We start from the raw sequence: 16880 nt of genomic DNA on the forward strand, positions 1-16880 counted from the left end.
AAAGGGGGAAATGGAATGTTGCAAGGGAAGACGATTATTATTACGGGTGGATCAAGTGGTATGGGGCTGTATATGGCAAAGCAGTTCGTAACTGAGGGAGCTAATGTTGTCATAACAGGTCGTAACGAAGAACGATTAGCAGAGGCAAAGAAATTTATAGCGGAGGCGGGTCCCTCTATTGAGACATTCCAAATGGATGTACGTGTACCTGAGCATGCTGAGGCTATGCTCGAATTTGCTATTGAAAAATTTGGTCAAGTGGATGGGCTTGTGAATAATGCAGCGGGTAACTTTATTGTACGTGCAGAGGATTTATCACCGAATGGCTGGAAGGCTGTTGTAGATATCGTATTAAATGGTACATTCTATTGCTCTTCAGCAGTAGGCAAGTATTGGATTGAGAATAAGATCAAAGGATCTATATTAAATATGGTAGCGACGTATGCTTGGAATGCAGGAGCAGGTGTGATCCATTCAGCTGCAGCAAAAGCAGGGGTACTATCATTGACGAGAACGCTAGCTGTTGAGTGGGGGAAACAGTATGGGATTCGGGTTAATGCTATTGCACCAGGTCCGATCGAGCGTACTGGTGGAGCCGATAAGCTTTGGGAATCAGAAGCAGCGGCAGCTCGTACACTAGATTCTGTTCCACTAGGCCGTATAGGAACACCAGAAGAAATTGCTGATTTAGCTACATTTATGATGTCTAATAAAGCAAGTTATATGAATGGAGAATGTGTAACTTTGGATGGTGGGCAGTGGCTCAATCAATATCCATTCTAAAAATCTTTGCATAACGAATAGCTGGGTTGACGCATACTAAGGGTAAAGAAAGGAGTTTTGCCGATGGGTATGTGGTTAATACCAGCAATTATTGCCATTGTGATCATTTCTGCTATTTCGTTTGTTTATACGTTAAAAATAGCTAAAATGACTTCTGAACGGAAATCTGAAAATGATACCCCTATTTCAGAAACAGTTGAAGAATATGCAACGATGTTGAACCCAATTGTTTGGGTCTATGCAATTTTTTTACTTTTTTTAGGGATCATGATTTTTTACTACTGGAGTAAGGCTGGCTATTAGTTAAGAACCATCTTCATTCAGTCACGAAAAACTTGACTGGATGAAGATATTCTAAGTTTTTGCTGTAAAGGCTAAAATAATTCATTGTTCATGAAAACTCTTCTCGGCCTGGTCATGGTCATACATAGAAAAGTTGTGATATGATGAAAGGGAAGGACTGTTCTACATAGTGAGGACAGAAAAGGAGAAGAAGTTCATGATTTCAACTAACAGCAAAGACTTATTAGCAATGCCAATTAGTGATTTTATCATTTCCTCTGAAAAAGTTGCGCATGTACAAAGTGGAAATAGTGCGGAACATGCACTCCTTGTACTAACACGTACAGGGTACTCGTCCATACCTGTATTAGATTTGAAATATCGACTTCAAGGTTTACTTAGCATGAAAATGATTACCGAATCGATTCTTGGACTTGAGCATATTGAATATGAAAAGCTACCTGATATTAAGGTTGACTCTATTATGGAAAAAGAGATCGCTGTATTGAAGCTGACGGATACTTTCCAGCGTGCTTTGGATTTAGTTATTAACCACGCCTTTTTATGTGTAGTGGACGAAGATGGTACATTCGCAGGGATATTAACAAGACGTGTTATTTTAAAGCAATTGAAAAAATATATTTATCAAAAAGAGTAGTAGCTTAAGAGGGAACTCAGATGAAAATCATGAGGCCCTCTTTGCTTGTATTGGAGGTTTACAGATTGATGGCAACAGAGGCAGAAATTTTAAAAATCTTAGCTGAAGAACGCAATATGCGGAAAGCAGCAGAACGTCTATTTTTATCCCAACCAGCCCTTTCACAACGATTGCAAACGATTGAGAAAGACTGGGGTGCACAATTATTTATTCGTTCACAAAAAGGTTTAACAGCAACACCTGCTGGTGAACAAGTTATTGCTTATGCAAAGGAAATGCTAGCCAAAAAGGAAGAAATATTTGAAACGATTCAATCCTTAACGACAAAGGTAAACGGGACATTGAAAATTGCTTGTGCTTCCATTGTTGGTCAGAACTGGCTACCAAAAATTTTGAAGGAGTTTGTGTCAAAATATCCAGAGGCTAAAATATCACTGATGACGGGCTGGAGTTCTGAAATTGTGAAGGCTCTTTACGAGGGCGAGGCCCATGTAGGCATTGTACGAGGCCAAGTTGACTGGAAAGGAGAAAAGATCCACCTTTTCAGAGATACTCTTTATTTAGTGGACAAAGAGGTTAAAACAATTGAAGATGTGTTAAAGACAGACCGTCCATTTATTCAATATAAGAGTGATTCCAACTATTATCAAGAAATTCAGCAATGGTGGCAGCAGCATTTTGCCTCGAATCCAAGAAAACAAATTTTAGTGGATCAAATTGAAATTTGCAAGCAAATGGCATTAAATGGTATCGGTTATGCAATCTTGCCTTCTATTACGTTAAATGACCACGATGCCATTCACAAAATCCCTCTATCAAATGATGAAAAAGAGTTTGGTCTTACACGCGATACTTGGCTAATTGGTTATGAATCCTCTTTTGAATTAAGACAAGTAGAGGCGTTTGTGGAAGTAGTGCAGGATCATGCACGGTGTTTGTTTGATTATACTAAATAGAAAATCAGGCAGCTCCAGGTTGTTTTGGAGTTGCCTTTTTGCATTGTAGAATTCTTAAGAGTTTATGAATATTAATGAAGATAACATAAGAAATGGAACAAAATGCAATATAAATCGTATAATTATGTAACCATCTATTTACATAAAAAGGGGTTGAGCTTTTGAAAAAGACAAAATGGACGGCACTGACCTTACTAGTCATGCTGGTAATGAGCTTTATCTTGCCTACAACTCAGGCAAGTGCTGCTGCTACGCTAGAGGTGAAAGCAACAGCGGGTGTTTCTGGTAAAGCGAAATATCAATCAGTAGTACCACTCCAAGTTACAGTGAAAAATAATGGAGCTGACTTCTCAGGAGATATGGCGATTAATTCATCAAATTCTTATGAGGCAGCTTCAGCACTTGTCGTTCCAATTGATATAGCAGCAGGAGAGGAAAAGACATTTACTTTCTATCTTGATGGTTTAGCTGACTATAGTTATTCGGACACCGATTTATTTGCTTTTTATGAGGGAAGCATTGAAAAAGGAAAAAAGATTGCCTATAAGGGAACTAAACGTCTGCAATCAAATTTTTTAGACCCCTCATCAACATTCATTTATACATTAACAGATAAAAGTGATCGACTTTCAGCACTATTACGTTTATCAACATTTGTAGCTCAAAGTAATGTGGAAGTATTTAATATCAATCAATTAAAAGATTATACACTTCCAGAAGATTCGCAGGGACTTGCGATGGCCAATGTCATTGTTGTAGATGAAGTGGCTATTGCTGATTTAACACCGAAACAACAAGAAGCATTACTAAAATGGGTACAGGATGGTGGTACCTTACTTCTAGGTGCTGCTGACCAAATTAATGCTACAGCAGGGGTTTTTAAAGAGTATTTACCTTTGTCATTATCACAAGAAATGACTGCGATTTCTGCAGAAGCTTTAACTAAATTGTCAGGAGGCGGCATTTTTACACAGCCGATTTCAGTTTACTCAGCTACTAGTAGTGAAGGAAGTTTACCTGTATTAACAGAAAATAATGAAGTGTTAGCAGCAAAGAAAAAAGTGGGTAGCGGGGAAGTGATTCAAACAACCTTCTCTTTAGGTGATCAACCACTTGCTTCTATGGACGGCTACGGAGCACTTTTAGCCAAAGTGATAAATATTCAAAGTATTTCACAGCAAGGAATGATGAGACAGGGACAATCTCCTCTCGATCAAATATCTTATGAACTTCGTAACATTAATGAACTATTTCCATCATTCGAAGTATCAGTGAGCTATATGCTAATTGTCATTATTCTTTATATTTTAATAATCGGGCCAATTCTTTATTTTGTCTTGAAAAAAGCGGACAAGCGTGAGCATGCATGGTGGATAATACCGTCTATCTCTGTTGTTCTTTCCATTGTTCTCTTTATTGTCGGAGCGAAGGATCGTATTGTTCAGCCACAAGTTCAACAATCTGCATTCTATAAAGTAAATGAAGACAATAGTGTAAATGGCTATTATGTAGAGTCCATTCTAACGAATCGCAGTGGGGACTTTGTGGTCAATGCTGACCAAAATACAACTGCTGTTGCATTAAGAAATTATAATAACTTTACAGGCACGATGGGACCATTACATGAATCTTCTTATATAAAAGAAAATGCTAGCGGTTCAACACTAACATTACGTGATTTAAGCTACTGGTCTGTGCAATCCTTTGGTGGAAAAACATCAGCACAAAATATCGGGAAGATGGATATAGATATAACACTGAAAAATGAAAAACTAACAGGAACAGTTAAAAATAATTTCCCGTTTGCATTAAAAGATGTCACATTAATCTCTGGTGTGAAAGAAGTAAAACTAGGTGATATTGAAGCAAATGGAACATTACAGGTAAATAAGGAACTGAATACAACGGTTCTTCAAAAACCATCTATTTTCAATAATTATAATTATAGTTACCCATCGAAAAAGGATGAGGTAAACCCAATGCGGATTGAACGAATGAAAACTTTAGCATTGCCGCTTGTCGAAAAGGATAACCAGCCAATACTTACAGCTTGGACAGATCAAGCTGTGGTAGGTGTTGAATTAGAAACAAGTGCCAATATGTCACCGATTACGATGCTTGTTCAACCATTTAAAGGAAAAGTTGAGCTAACAGGGCCATTTACAATGAAGCGTAATAACTTCTCGTATTCAGTAGAGCCACTATCAGCAAATGGCTATTATGAAAAGATCGAGGAAGAATTGAATAAATGGTACTTATCTGAAGGGTTGTACGAAGTAACGATGACCATGCCAGATCAATTCATGGATGCCGTTGAATCACTTAATGAGCTGACAATTTCTAATAAGGATGTTTCACGTATGCAGCTATCCATTTGGAATAATGAAACGAATATATATGAGCCTTTAGTCGATACAAAGCAAGTGTTTACAGACAAGGTTTCAACATACTTTAATCAAGATGGAGAGCTTCGAATTGAAATCAAATATGGTCCCGATCCATCAGGAGAACAAACGAAGTTACCAGACATAGAGCTGAAAGGAGTGGCAAAATAATGATTGAAATTCGTGATTTAACGAAACGATACGGCTCCTTTACAGCATTAGATCATTTAAACTTATCTTTAGAAGAAGGCGTTGTATTTGGATTTGTTGGCGCAAATGGAGCAGGGAAATCAACGACATTCTCTATTTTAGCTACACTATTGTCACCGACTTCAGGAGATGCTCTGATAAATGGCAAAAGTGTTGTGAAGGAACCAAAAGAAGTTCGAAAGCAAATTGGTTATATGCCCGATTTCTTTGGTGTTTATGATCAGTTAAAAGTAGATGAATATTTAGATTTTTATGGAGCGAGCTACGGTATCCAATTAGCAGAGCGTCAAGTGTTAATTCCACAACTATTAGAACTAGTGAATTTAACAAGTAAACGCTATGAATATGTTGATTTATTATCACGTGGTATGAAGCAACGCTTATGTTTAGCTCGTGCACTCATCCATGATCCAAAGGTACTGATTCTAGATGAACCTGCATCAGGACTAGATCCGCGTGCTCGTGTGGAAATGCGAGATATTTTACGGAATTTAAAGTCTATGGGAAAAACAATTTTAATTTCGTCGCATATTTTACCTGAACTTGCTGAGATGTGTGATGAAATCGGTGTTATTGATAATGGTAAATTAATTGCACATGGAAATGTAGCCGCGATTCAGGCCCAGCTACAAGGAGAAAAGCGTATTGTGTTGAAAGTGACAGATCAATTGGATGCAGTACGAGCGTTTTTAGAGGAAGATCCTCATATTTCATCAATTGATGTCATTGAAAATCGTTTAGAAATAGCCTTTAACTATCGAGGAACAGATGCTGAGCAGGTGGCATTGCTAAAAAAAGCTATGCTTACAGATTTACCAATCTATGCATTAAGTGAAGAAGAGAAGGATTTAGAGGATGTCTTTATGGCGATTACGAAGGGAGCGGACAATCAATGATGGAAAGATTTTATAATCCAGTACTTGTTAAAGAATTGAAGTTACGCTTCCGTTCTTTTAAAAGCTTTTCAGGTTTAATGTTTTATTTAGCTGTACTGTGTATTTTCATTGCAGGGTTTTTATTGCTTACAACTGAATTTACTGGCAGAGGCTTCTTTAGACCAGAGACAAGCTTTATGATGTTTGCTGTGCTAACCATCTTGCAAATGGCATTAGTTCTTTTCATTACACCAAGTTTGACTGCTGGTGCTATCAGTAGTGAGCGCGAAAAGCAAACATTAAATATTTTATTAACAACGACACAAAGTTCTACACAAATTGTTATTGGAAAATTACTATCCTCCGTAGCATTTCTAGTATTGATGCTGGTAGCGGGATTACCACTATACAGTCTAGTGTTTCTATTCGGTGGAGTGTCGCCTTCACAGCTTATTTCTATATTTTTATTTTATTTAGTCACTGTAGTAGCAATAGGTAGTATAGGCGTGATGTTTTCTACGATTACTAAGAGGACTATTGTTGCCATGATTGCCACATACGGCTCAATCATTTTTTTAGGAGGTATTACAGCATTCTTCTTCTTTTTAACAATGGCCTTTCATCAAATGGGCAATGCCATTGGAACAGGTGCCTCCTTTATGACCTATTTCTGGGCATCTATTAATCCAGGTGCCTTGATGCTGACACTTATTTCTCCAGAGATGGGGGATGCATTAGCAGAGCTGTCGGGTGTAGAACTACCAGTATGGATTACTTATTTAATTGCTTATGTATTCATCATTGTGCTTTGTTTAACGATTGCGATTAAAAAATTGCGTGCCAACATGAAAAGTAACCGATGAGGAGGAATTGGTATGGAGCGTCGTAAGCAATTACGAAAATATATTCAGCGTGCAAAATCGAGATTAACTCTTGAAAGAAGCATTCCCATTGCACAATACGGTTTGTTTTTGGCATTGCTTTCGAGTGCTTCTCTCGTACTTATTTCCCGACTATTTGTCTGGCCATATTATCGCCAAATAGCATTAGGAGCCTTTATTACCGTTATTATTGCAACCATTGCTTATATTTGGTGGAAACGGGTCAAAGAGAAAGAGGCATTGCACAAACTGGATCATTATTTCTCACATAATGAATTAGTGACAGCTTTATCATTTAAAGATGATCAGGATCCTCTTGTTCAATCATTATTATCGAAAGCTATCCAAAATGCTGAAAAAGCTTTCGCAGACTTTAAGGCTCGAAGGAAAAATCTATTTCGTCCAAAGGCGTTTATCGGATTATTTATTACAACAGTTGTACTAGCCATTCTTTATATGTTCCCAGCAGCTACGCAAATTGAAGCAATAGAGGTTGAAAAGGAGCAAGCAGTTATCGAAGATATGAAGAAGGAAGTTGCTGAATTAGAGAAGAAGGCGGAAACAAAAGAAGTAAAGGAGCAATTGCAAGAACTTCAAAATACTTTAAAAGAGGCTGAAACAGCAGAAGAAGCTTTACGAGAAGTTGTCAAAAAGCAAAAGGAGCTAGCATTAAAGGAGAAGCAATTAAAGGATAAACAAACGGCTAGTCAAGATGGCACAACAGAAGGCCAAGGATTATCGAAGGAAGAGGTTGAGCAGCTAAAAGAGCTTGCCCAAATGCAGCAAGGGCTCACAGAAAATGCAAATGCCACACAAACTGCTATGAGTAAACTTGGTAAACCAGCAAGTAACTCCTTACAAAATGCAATTGCGAGTGCCAATAATGCCAGCAGCCACAATCAAAACAGTCAACAGTCATCTGGTAATTCCCAACCTAGTAATCAACAAAGCCAGGCTAGTCAAAATAATGCTCAAAGTGGTTCTCAACAGCAAAATGGTAGTAGCCAGAGCAATGGTCAAGGACAGGGCCAAGGACAGGGACAAGGCCAAGGACAGGGCCAAGGACAGGGACAAGGCCAAGGACAGGGCCAAGGTCAGGGACAAGGCCAAGGACAGGGACAAGGCCAAGGACAGGGACAAGGCCAAGGACAGGGCCAAGGACAGGGACAAGGCCAAGGACAGGGCCAAGGTCAAGGTCAAGGTCAAGGTCAGGGACAAGGTGGTCAAGGAGCAGGAAGTGGCCAAGGCGGTCGGAATTTGCTAACGACACCGAATCGAATAGGTGGGGCAAGTGAGACATCAGTAGATGGTGGCGCATTAGGAGATGGTTCCCATGTATCTGAGCAACAAGGAAATGGTCCGATAACAAAAGGTTCTATTCGACCTTATGAAGAAGTAATTGGCTCTTATAAAGACAGCTATTTAGAGAGTTCAGAGCGCTTACAATTACCGAAGGATTTACAAAATGTCGTGCAATCTTATTTCACGTCAATTGAGTCGCAGTAGGAGGAAAAGAAATGGCCTTTACAGAGCAACAGTATGTAGATATGAGTACGAAATTACAACAAGTTAAAGAAGAAATCCATCGCTTAATTGTTGGACAGGAAGAAGCAATTGATTATACCCTGTATGCAGTATTAGCGGATGGTCATGCATTGTTAGAAGGTTTACCTGGTTTAGGAAAAACGATGTTAATTCGTACCATTTCAGAGGTACTGGATCTGTCGTTTTCACGTATTCAATTTACACCAGATCTTATGCCAGCAGATATAACAGGTACGAGCATGATTGAACGTACACCCGATGGGAAGCAGCAATTTACCTTTCAACCTGGGCCAATCTTTAGTCAAATGGTATTGGCTGATGAGATAAATCGCGCAACACCCAAAACCCAAAGTGCCTTGTTGGAAGCAATGGGAGAAAAAACGGTAACCATATTAGGGGATACAAAAAAAATGGCGAGACCATTTTTCGTGCTGGCAACTCAAAACCCTATTGAAATGGAAGGAACATACCCATTACCAGAAGCACAGATGGACCGTTTCCTTTGTAAAATTCTTGTACCCTATCCAGAAAAAAGCGAACTTATGGAAATTATGAAGCGAACGACAGGTGCCCAGGAAATTGGTTTACAGAAACAGATGGATACGGATGCTCTCATTCAAGCTCAGCAAATGGTAAAGGAAGTGATGGTTGCTGATGAAATGCTAGAGTATGCAACTGATCTAGTAGTGGCTACGCATCCTGAGAGAACAGATGCGCTTGATGAGGTTAAACAATATGCAATGTATGGCAGTGGTCCACGTGGTTTGCAGAGCTTAATCAAATTGGCAAAGGCAAGAGCTTTAATGAATGGTCGTTTTCATGTTTCTGTAGCGGATATTAAATCTGTTGCTAAGCCTGTTTTACGTCATCGCATGCTGTTGAATTATGAAGGGGAGGCTTCAGGAAAAACAGCAGACGATGTGATTGATGTTATTTTAGAAAAAGTTCAGCAAGGTATTAGCAAGTGACAGCAAAATACTTATTGCCCGAAGACTGGTTAGCGAAAATCAGTCGCTTTCAAGTAGCGACGGCCTCCAAACTACGCGGGCAACATAAGGGCTCGCACCGTTCTCAACGCTTCGGGGCATCCCTTGATTTCTCGGATTTTCGAGAATACCATTTAGGAGATGATGTACGCCAAGTGGATTGGAACGTCTTTGCTCGTACAGATAAATACTTTATTAAAAGGTTTTTAGATGAGCAAGAGATGCGTGTACATATTCTACTAGATGCTACCAAATCAATGGGGCAACATGCTAAGTGGTTATTTGCTCGTCAAATTGTGGCCTCCCTCGGTCTGATGGTATTAGGTCGAGATGATCGTCTATCCTTTTCTTTTGTCCAAGATGAAGTGAAGCCACCATTTCGACGGAAGGGTACCATGTATCGCCGATCTTTTTTACAGCTAGTAACAGATATAGAGGAAGCTAATTACTCTAATCGTTTTGCCAAGGATGCACTTAAAGCTTTACCTAAAGATAGTACCGTATTATTCATTGTTACAGATGGATTAGAGCCAATTGAGGAATGGGAACAGCTATTAAAAAGGATACCACGCTATGCTGGAGATGTTCGCATTTTGCAAATTGTAACGCAAGAAGAACTGTCACCAAATTATTCGGGTGATGTACGTCTCCTTGATCGTGAAACAGGTAATGATGTGAATGTGACGATGTCCTCTAAAGTATTAGAGTCCTACCATGCAAGACGCATACTACATGAAGAAGAATTTGAAGCCATTTGCCGTCGCTTTGGTGTTCGAAAATTACAATTGAAAGTGGAAGATGGATTGCAACATGCGATTTTCCAGCAATTATTAAAAGCACATTGGATTAGGTGAGGTGAGCCGTATTGGGCTTTAGTCAAATTATATTTAGCTGGACGGCCATCATCCCGGTCATTGTCCTACTTTATTATTTCTTTCGAAAAAAATATACAGATCAAACAGTTTCTTCGACGCTTTTTTGGTCGGAGATTATGCAGGAAACGCGAGTATCGCCTTATTTAAAGCATTTACAAAAAAATGCCCTACTATATTTACAGCTTCTTGCTTTACTGCTACTTGTTTTGGCATTGATGAATCCTTATATAAAAAAATCAACCATTGTTGGTGCACAAACCATATTTATTGTAGATACTTCAGCCACAATGCTGGCAGGTAAAGAGCAATCAACCTTTGACGCTCATAAACAGGAAATGCTGAACTTGATGAATGAATTGAATGGTCGACCTGTCACATTAATTACAACTGGTGCTGCACCAAAAGCTGTTTTACAGCAAGAAACAAACACGAGTGAAATAAAAAAAGCTATTCAAGATTTACAAGTAACCTATGAAACTGCTGAAATGAATAAGGCGCTGGATGTAGCACAGGCATTTGTGGGCGACACACCGACTTCTATCTATGTTTTTACAGATACACTTGATAAAAAGCAATTACCGATGGACAAGGATTCTGTGAAATGGCTAGTAAGAGGTGCTACAAAAGACTTAACAAATATCGCTATCACCCGCTTTGCTGCTACGACAGATGGGCAAGCTACGCTGGCACTTGTACAACTCCATAATGATACAAATACCGAGCAAAAGGTAACGCTCGCATTGAATAATGCAGAGGGTGAGGAGCTGGTAGCAGAAAGTGTCGTTGTGCCTCCAAATGAAGCCATTACGAAAACATTTAAAGATTTGCCTTTAGCAAAATCCATGACAGCTATTATTGATGCAAAAGATGATTATGACATAGACAATCAACAAACAGTTTTACTACAAACGACTACGTCAAAAATTATTGTTGATCAAGGCTTGCATCAACTGATACAAAAAGGTTTTCAAACAGTTAGTAGTGGCGTAAAAATCGTCCCTTCCTTGCAAGTCGCTGACAATCAAGATGCTACCATAATCACAAACCAATCAGCGTTATTGGAAAAGATGGACAATCCCCTCGTATTATTTGGTCGTGATGATGCAGAAAAAGTAGATGCGAATGGGACGGTAAGCACTAGCAGTGATGCATTATTTGCCTTTAGTGAACTAAAGGATGTTTATGTTAGTGCTGTTTATCCTGGTTTTGCGGACTATGAAACGATTGCTTCTGTTGGAGAAGAGCCGTTCATCCAACGCTCCCCAAAAGGAGATATCGTTGTTTTAGCCGATATTGCTGATACAGATTGGCCTTTACATCCATCATTCCCACTATTTCTATGGAGTACAGAGCAGCAGCTAACAGAATCAGTTGGGTCACTTGGGATTTTTTCACCCAATGAACAACGTGCAGTTGCTTTAGCGCAAGGAGACTGGAATGTTTATTCGCAAGAAGACGAGTTTCTTTCGTCTGTTACGAAGGGGATGCTAACTGCGCCCAAACAGCCAGGAATTTATATGGTACGCTCAAATAATGAGGAAAAACAATTGATTGTGCAATTGCAAGCACAAGAACGTGTCATTGAACAAGGAACAAGTTTTACATTAGGTGATATTTCAGACAATGGAAAGGAAGAAGTGTCGATGACCTCTTTCGTGCCTTGGCTAATTGTAATTATTTTACTATTGCTTGTTTCAGAGTGGGAGGTGCAACGACGTCGTGGATTTACGAATTGATATGCCGTTAGTATTGTTGTTACTCCTTCCATTATTCTTGTATTTTGGATGGACATACTTTCATGAGCGGCAGCGACTTAAAAGAAGTCATATTGTTGTACTTACTATTCGCATAGTGGCAGCAGGCTGTTTAGTTTTTGCACTCGCAGGTCCATATCTATTATTACCAATCAAAGAAGAACAAATTGTTTATTTAGTAGACCGTTCTGCTTCTATGAATGGTACGGAAGATGAGATGGTTCAGTTTATACAGGAGAGCCTCCAATCAAAAAAAGAACCGCAGCTTGCGGGCATTTATTCATTTTCCTCTACTTTACAAACAGAAGCCATTTTATCTAAAACATTAAAGGAAGTACCGAAACTAACTGAAATTAAAGCTACCGATCAAACAAATATAGAACAAAGTCTACAGCTTGCTTCAGGGATTATAGATCCTAAAAAAGCAACTCGTCTTGTGCTATTAACAGATGGTAATGAGACAAAGGGTGATGCTTTAGAATTTGCTACGAAGTTGAAAGGCTCTAATATTAGTGTGGATATTAAGCCTTTTAGTCAACCAGTTGTCAATGATGTATCACTAAAAAGCTTTGTATCCCCTCAAGTTGCTTACGTTGGAGAGCAACAACAATTAGTGACAGACATACAGGCAACATCAGCAGGCCAAGGCGAGCTATTACTATATGAAAATGATGAGCTTATTCATCGAGAGGCAGTTGAGCTGACTGAAGGCACGAATGTGTTTACCTATAAACATGCAGCAACAGCTGAAGGACTTGTAAAATATGAAGCCGTTGTTCAAGTTGGTCAGGATGCCATTTTTGAAAACAATAAGTTAACTAGTGTCACAATGGTTCAAAGTGAACCACATTTATTAATCGTTAATGGTTATGAAACAGCTTCACCCATCGCAGCAGCACTTGGTAGTCAATCCATTGCCTATGATGTTGTAGCACCTAAAAGTTTACCAAATGAACTATCCAGCTATTTGCAATATAATGCTATCATCTTCGACAATGTACCAGGTCATTTAGTGGGTGAAGCAAAAATGAGTGTTATTGAGCAAGCAGTCAAAAACTTTGGAGTTGGTTTTACAATGGTGGGTGGAGAAAATAGTTTTGGTCTAGGCGGCTATTTTAAAACACCGATTGAAACCTTATTGCCAGTGGAAATGGAAATTAAGGGCAAAGAGCAATTACCTTCCTTAGGATTAGTGATTGTACTTGACCGTTCTGGCAGTATGCAAGGCTCGAAGCTTGAGCTTGCTAAGGAAGCAGCGGCACGTTCTGTTGAGATGTTGCGAGACGAGGATACATTAGGATTCATCGCCTTTGATGATCGTCCTTGGGAGATTATAGAGACAGGGCCTCTTAACAGTAAAGAAGAGGCTGTGGATACTATTTTATCAGTAACACCTGGTGGGGGAACAGAAATCTATAGTTCATTAGCTAAAGCCTACGAGAACCTTGCTGATTTAAAGCTCCAACGTAAGCATATTATCCTCTTAACAGATGGGCAGTCACAGGCAGGGAACTATGAGGATTTAATTGGTGAAGGGAAAGAAGAGGGTATAACCTTATCGACAGTAGCGATTGGACAAGATGCCGATGCGAACTTATTAGAAGCGCTTAGTGACATGGGCAGTGGACGTTTCTATGATGTGATAGATGAGCAAACCATTCCTTCTATTTTATCTCGAGAAACAGCTATGATTTCCCGCACCTATATTGAGGACAATCCATTCTATCCGGCAATTTATAATGCAGCAGGATGGAACTCACTGTTTGCTAATGGTGTCCCACAAATGAATGCATATATTGGGACAACGGCAAAACAGGGGGCTACTGTTGTAGCAAAAAGCGAGAAAGAAGATCCTGTGTTAGCGCAGTGGCAATATGGTCTTGGTAAAACATTTGCCTTTACATCTGATTCAACGGGTAAATGGACAGGAGATTGGGCAAGATGGCAGAATTGGGGAGCATTTTGGCAAACACTTATTTCTCAAATGCTACCAAGCTACAATGATGTAGCCTATGATGTAAGATTGGAAGCAGATGGTTCCTTTATGATTACAGACCCTACAAATGAAGCCGCATTTTTAGATATTGTAGCGGTAAATGAAGCAGGGGAGGAGCTAGAAACACAACTTGAAACCATTTCCGCATCTCAAGTTCGAGCTGTAGTACAAGCTGAACCTGGATTAATTTTCTTCCGTATAGCAGATGAAAAGCAGGCCATTTATCAGGCAGGGCTAAGTGTTCCTTATAGTGCTGAATACGAACTACTCCCTGTAAATAACCAACTGATAGAAGAGTTAACTCAACGAACAGGAGGCACTGTTTTAAAGGAACCACAAGATGTCTTCCGTGACTTTACGACAAAAGGAGCAGATCGGCAAAATATTGCCACATGGCTACTCTTAGCAAGTATGCTTCTTTTCTTTATTGATATTACGATAAGACGTTTTGGTTGGAATTTCCTAACGAATGCGAAGAAAAAAGAGCCGCTGGTTGAGGAAAAAACTATAGAAGCAGAAGACACAAATGTAGCACAGTTGTTAAAAGGCATGAAAAAACGATCTTAAAATAGAGGAAGCAGTGCAAACTCGAATAGTTTTGCACTGCTTTTTTATATTGCATGAAATAAAGAGTTATCCCCTTTGTAAAGAGGGTAAATGAGAAGAAAAGCGATCCAAATTGGACTACCCCAGCTCAATGAATGCTCATAATTCAATCTCTCTCAATAAAGAGAAGAATTAAACCTCTTTACTAGCTCTGTTTTACGCAAGCTACTCGCAACCATTACACCTAAAATAGCACCGATCGTACTTGATGTTAAAAAGGCTGGTAGGAAGAAGAATGCTGCTACAGATGTTCCCATGAATAATTTTGCATAAGGGACGGCAATAAGTGAAGCCAGAATGCCCGTTCCGATAACTTCTCCGATACCAGCTAACCACATTTTATTGCTATATTTATAGGCAAGGGCAGCACAGAACGCGCCGATGATACTACCAGGGATAGCTAGTAGAGAGCCTGTTCCAGTAAGGATACGAATGATGGCAGTGACAAAGGCAACTATAACTGTTGGTACGGGTCCAAGTATAATGGCTCCTATCACATTAATAGCATGCTGAACGGGGTAAGCACGTGCGATTCCTGTAGGGATGGATACGAAAGTAGAGCCTGCAACAGCAACGGCTACTAATAAAGCCATGACTGTTAATTTACGAATTGACATAAAGTTCACTCCTTTTGGTAAAGTTCGTGAGGAAAAATAAAAAGGCCACCCCCTTTAAACAATAGGAAGCGGCCTTGTGTGTGTATAGTGACAACAGCAAGTAGCGCCACTTCCCTCCGCTAGTGTGAACTAGATCAGGTTCAAAGGGTCCGTATATTACCATATACGTCTCAGCCTTTTAAAGACTCCCCTAGTGGTTAAAATCATTCAATTTTGTGAATCAACAATAATGTAACATACTGCTAAAAATAGTCAATGATTTTTCAGACTATTTTGTATCGGGATGCATTAAATGAGGTGCTTTTTTCACTGTCCAGATGAGCGCTAGGAAGAAACAGGCTAATAATATGATAGAACCGAAAATATATGGACTATTCATATTCCAGTCAAATAATAAACCTGCCAAAGCGGGTCCAATCATATTTCCGAGGCTCATATAGGCATTATTCAAGCCCGCAGCAAATCCCTGCTCTTTCTCTGCAAGCTTTGAGATGAGTGTATTAACAGCTGGACGAATTAATGTCGTTGCTGTAGAGAAAATTGTTGCTACAACTAAAATAAGGGCAAAGCCAGAAACAAATAATATTAAGAAAATAGCAACGGATGCAATAAATAAATTTACTAGTACTACTTTCATTTCACCATAACGATTGAACAGTGGTGTAATAATAAACATTTGTACTACTACTCCAAAAGCACCACCAACAACTAATATAATCGCTATATCTACAGGTGTGTAATTAAACTTTTCTGTCACAAATAATGACAATGTCGTTTGGAAATTTGCAATTCCAAACGAGAACACCAGCATAATTATGAGCATAACAAAATAAGGCATATGTATGGAACGAGCCATTTGCTTCGCCAGATTGTCTTGCTTTTGTTTCTGTTGAGCAGTGTTTGGTTTGGTAGAAGGTAATAAAAAGTAAGATAAAATAGATGCTACAATGGCTGCAGCTCCAGCTGTGAAAAATGGGAAATGTAAGCTTACCTTTGCTAAAAAGCCACCAATACCAGGTCCAATCATAAAGCCAAGAGACATAGCGGCACCCAACATCCCCATACCTTTCCCACGTTCTTCATAGGTTGTGACGTCAGCGACAAAAGCCATAATAGGAGGTGCAACAAATGCGGAACCTAGACCACCTAAAAATCGTGCTAAAAAGAGCATCCATACATCTGTAGCAAGGCCAAATCCGATTTGTGCAAGACCTGTTACGATAAGACCGAAAATAATTAAATTTTTTCGTCCGTACTGATCTGAAAGATTCCCAGCAATAGGAGAAAATACGAATTGAGCTAAGGCGAACGTTGCGATTAGCATACCTAGAACTTGTCCTGCTGCACCAAATATTTTTAAATACTCTGGCATGACAGGAATAATAATGCCAATACTCCCCATTGCGATAAACATATTAAACATTAAAATATACAAAGCCGCCTTATTGGACTTCTGCTGGGTCATCGAATGA

General features: G+C 39.3%; 14 protein-coding genes and 1 riboswitch. Of the genes, 12 read left to right on the forward strand and 2 right to left on the reverse strand.

The features are described from left to right. Positions 1 to 15 precede the first annotated feature (15 nt). The 12 genes from fadH (at position 16) to NYE73_RS04040 (ending at position 14752) form a co-directional block, all read left to right on the forward strand. Positions 16 to 783, forward strand: coding sequence for a 2,4-dienoyl-CoA reductase (gene fadH / locus NYE73_RS03985; RefSeq protein ID WP_066037225.1), 768 nt, complete (start codon positions 16 to 18; stop codon positions 781 to 783). Positions 784 to 846: 63 nt separating this feature from the next. Beyond that, on the forward strand, positions 847 to 1086 hold the full coding sequence (locus NYE73_RS03990) for a hypothetical protein (protein ID WP_048391979.1): 240 nt from the start codon (positions 847 to 849) through the stop codon (positions 1084 to 1086). Between the two features lie 196 nt (positions 1087 to 1282). Continuing rightward, positions 1283 to 1723 carry a cyclic-di-AMP-binding protein CbpB gene (cbpB, locus tag NYE73_RS03995; protein WP_004224640.1) on the forward strand — a complete coding sequence of 147 codons (441 nt, stop codon included), beginning with the start codon at positions 1283 to 1285 and terminating at the stop codon, positions 1721 to 1723. A gap of 68 nt (positions 1724 to 1791) precedes the next feature. After that, complete coding sequence (locus tag NYE73_RS04000) at positions 1792 to 2679, forward strand: LysR family transcriptional regulator (protein WP_048391978.1); 888 nt, start codon at positions 1792 to 1794, stop codon at positions 2677 to 2679. 161 nt (positions 2680 to 2840) lie between these two features. Further along, positions 2841 to 5234, forward strand: a complete 2394-nt coding sequence (locus tag NYE73_RS04005; protein WP_259951170.1) for a DUF7408 domain-containing protein — start codon at positions 2841 to 2843, stop codon at positions 5232 to 5234. After that, the gene (locus NYE73_RS04010; protein WP_004224654.1) at positions 5234 to 6169 is read left to right on the forward strand and encodes an ABC transporter ATP-binding protein; all 936 of its coding nucleotides are present in this window, start codon (positions 5234 to 5236) and stop codon (positions 6167 to 6169) included. Before NYE73_RS04005 ends, NYE73_RS04010 begins: the two co-directional genes overlap by 1 nt. After that, on the forward strand, positions 6166 to 7011 hold the full coding sequence (locus NYE73_RS04015; RefSeq protein WP_103117519.1) for an ABC transporter permease: 846 nt from the start codon (positions 6166 to 6168) through the stop codon (positions 7009 to 7011). The genes NYE73_RS04010 and NYE73_RS04015 overlap by 4 nt, the downstream gene beginning before the upstream one ends. A 12-nt stretch (positions 7012 to 7023) precedes the next feature. After that, a complete protein-coding gene (locus NYE73_RS04020) occupies positions 7024 to 8535 on the forward strand; it encodes a hypothetical protein (RefSeq protein WP_259951171.1) in 1512 nt (503 codons plus the stop codon). 11 nt (positions 8536 to 8546) lie between these two features. After that, positions 8547 to 9542 carry an AAA family ATPase gene (locus NYE73_RS04025; RefSeq protein WP_259951172.1) on the forward strand — a complete coding sequence of 332 codons (996 nt, stop codon included), beginning with the start codon at positions 8547 to 8549 and terminating at the stop codon, positions 9540 to 9542. After that, complete coding sequence (locus NYE73_RS04030) at positions 9539 to 10414, forward strand: DUF58 domain-containing protein (RefSeq protein ID WP_259951174.1); 876 nt, start codon at positions 9539 to 9541, stop codon at positions 10412 to 10414. Before NYE73_RS04025 ends, NYE73_RS04030 begins: the two co-directional genes overlap by 4 nt. 11 nt (positions 10415 to 10425) lie before the next feature. After that, positions 10426 to 12171: a vWA domain-containing protein gene (locus NYE73_RS04035; RefSeq protein ID WP_048391971.1), complete on the forward strand. Its 1746-nt coding sequence runs from the start codon at positions 10426 to 10428 to the stop codon at positions 12169 to 12171. Then, positions 12155 to 14752 carry a VWA domain-containing protein gene (locus NYE73_RS04040; RefSeq protein WP_259951175.1) on the forward strand — a complete coding sequence of 866 codons (2598 nt, stop codon included), beginning with the start codon at positions 12155 to 12157 and terminating at the stop codon, positions 14750 to 14752. Before NYE73_RS04035 ends, NYE73_RS04040 begins: the two co-directional genes overlap by 17 nt. Before the next feature lie 155 nt (positions 14753 to 14907). Here NYE73_RS04040 and thiW read toward each other — a convergent pair whose 3' ends face one another. Next, positions 14908 to 15408 (reverse strand): energy coupling factor transporter S component ThiW, encoded by a 501-nt coding sequence (gene thiW, locus NYE73_RS04045; RefSeq protein ID WP_054549817.1) that lies wholly within the window; start codon positions 15406 to 15408, stop codon positions 14908 to 14910. 94 nt (positions 15409 to 15502) lie between these two features. After that, positions 15503 to 15610, reverse strand: a riboswitch (TPP riboswitch). 66 nt (positions 15611 to 15676) lie between these two features. After that, positions 15677 to 16873, reverse strand: a complete 1197-nt coding sequence (locus NYE73_RS04050; RefSeq protein WP_048391968.1) for an MFS transporter — start codon at positions 16871 to 16873, stop codon at positions 15677 to 15679. Positions 16874 to 16880: the final 7 nt, after the last annotated feature.

This window comes from Lysinibacillus sp. FSL K6-0102 (assembly GCF_038003545.1).
In the GTDB taxonomy this organism is placed as follows: domain Bacteria; phylum Bacillota; class Bacilli; order Bacillales_A; family Planococcaceae; genus Lysinibacillus; species Lysinibacillus capsici.

Coding starts and splice junctions, on each gene's coding strand:
- NYE73_RS04010 (WP_004224654.1), top strand. CDS start 5,234: ATGATTGAAATTCGTGATTTAACGAAACGATACGGCTCCTTTACAGCA.
- NYE73_RS04000 (WP_048391978.1), top strand. CDS start 1,792: ATGGCAACAGAGGCAGAAATTTTAAAAATCTTAGCTGAAGAACGCAAT.
- cbpB (WP_004224640.1), top strand. CDS start 1,283: ATGATTTCAACTAACAGCAAAGACTTATTAGCAATGCCAATTAGTGAT.
- NYE73_RS04020 (WP_259951171.1), top strand. CDS start 7,024: ATGGAGCGTCGTAAGCAATTACGAAAATATATTCAGCGTGCAAAATCG.
- NYE73_RS04050 (WP_048391968.1), bottom strand. CDS start 16,873: ATGACCCAGCAGAAGTCCAATAAGGCGGCTTTGTATATTTTAATGTTT.
- thiW (WP_054549817.1), bottom strand. CDS start 15,408: ATGTCAATTCGTAAATTAACAGTCATGGCTTTATTAGTAGCCGTTGCT.
- NYE73_RS03990 (WP_048391979.1), top strand. CDS start 847: ATGGGTATGTGGTTAATACCAGCAATTATTGCCATTGTGATCATTTCT.
- fadH (WP_066037225.1), top strand. CDS start 16: ATGTTGCAAGGGAAGACGATTATTATTACGGGTGGATCAAGTGGTATG.
- NYE73_RS04015 (WP_103117519.1), top strand. CDS start 6,166: ATGATGGAAAGATTTTATAATCCAGTACTTGTTAAAGAATTGAAGTTA.
- NYE73_RS04025 (WP_259951172.1), top strand. CDS start 8,547: ATGGCCTTTACAGAGCAACAGTATGTAGATATGAGTACGAAATTACAA.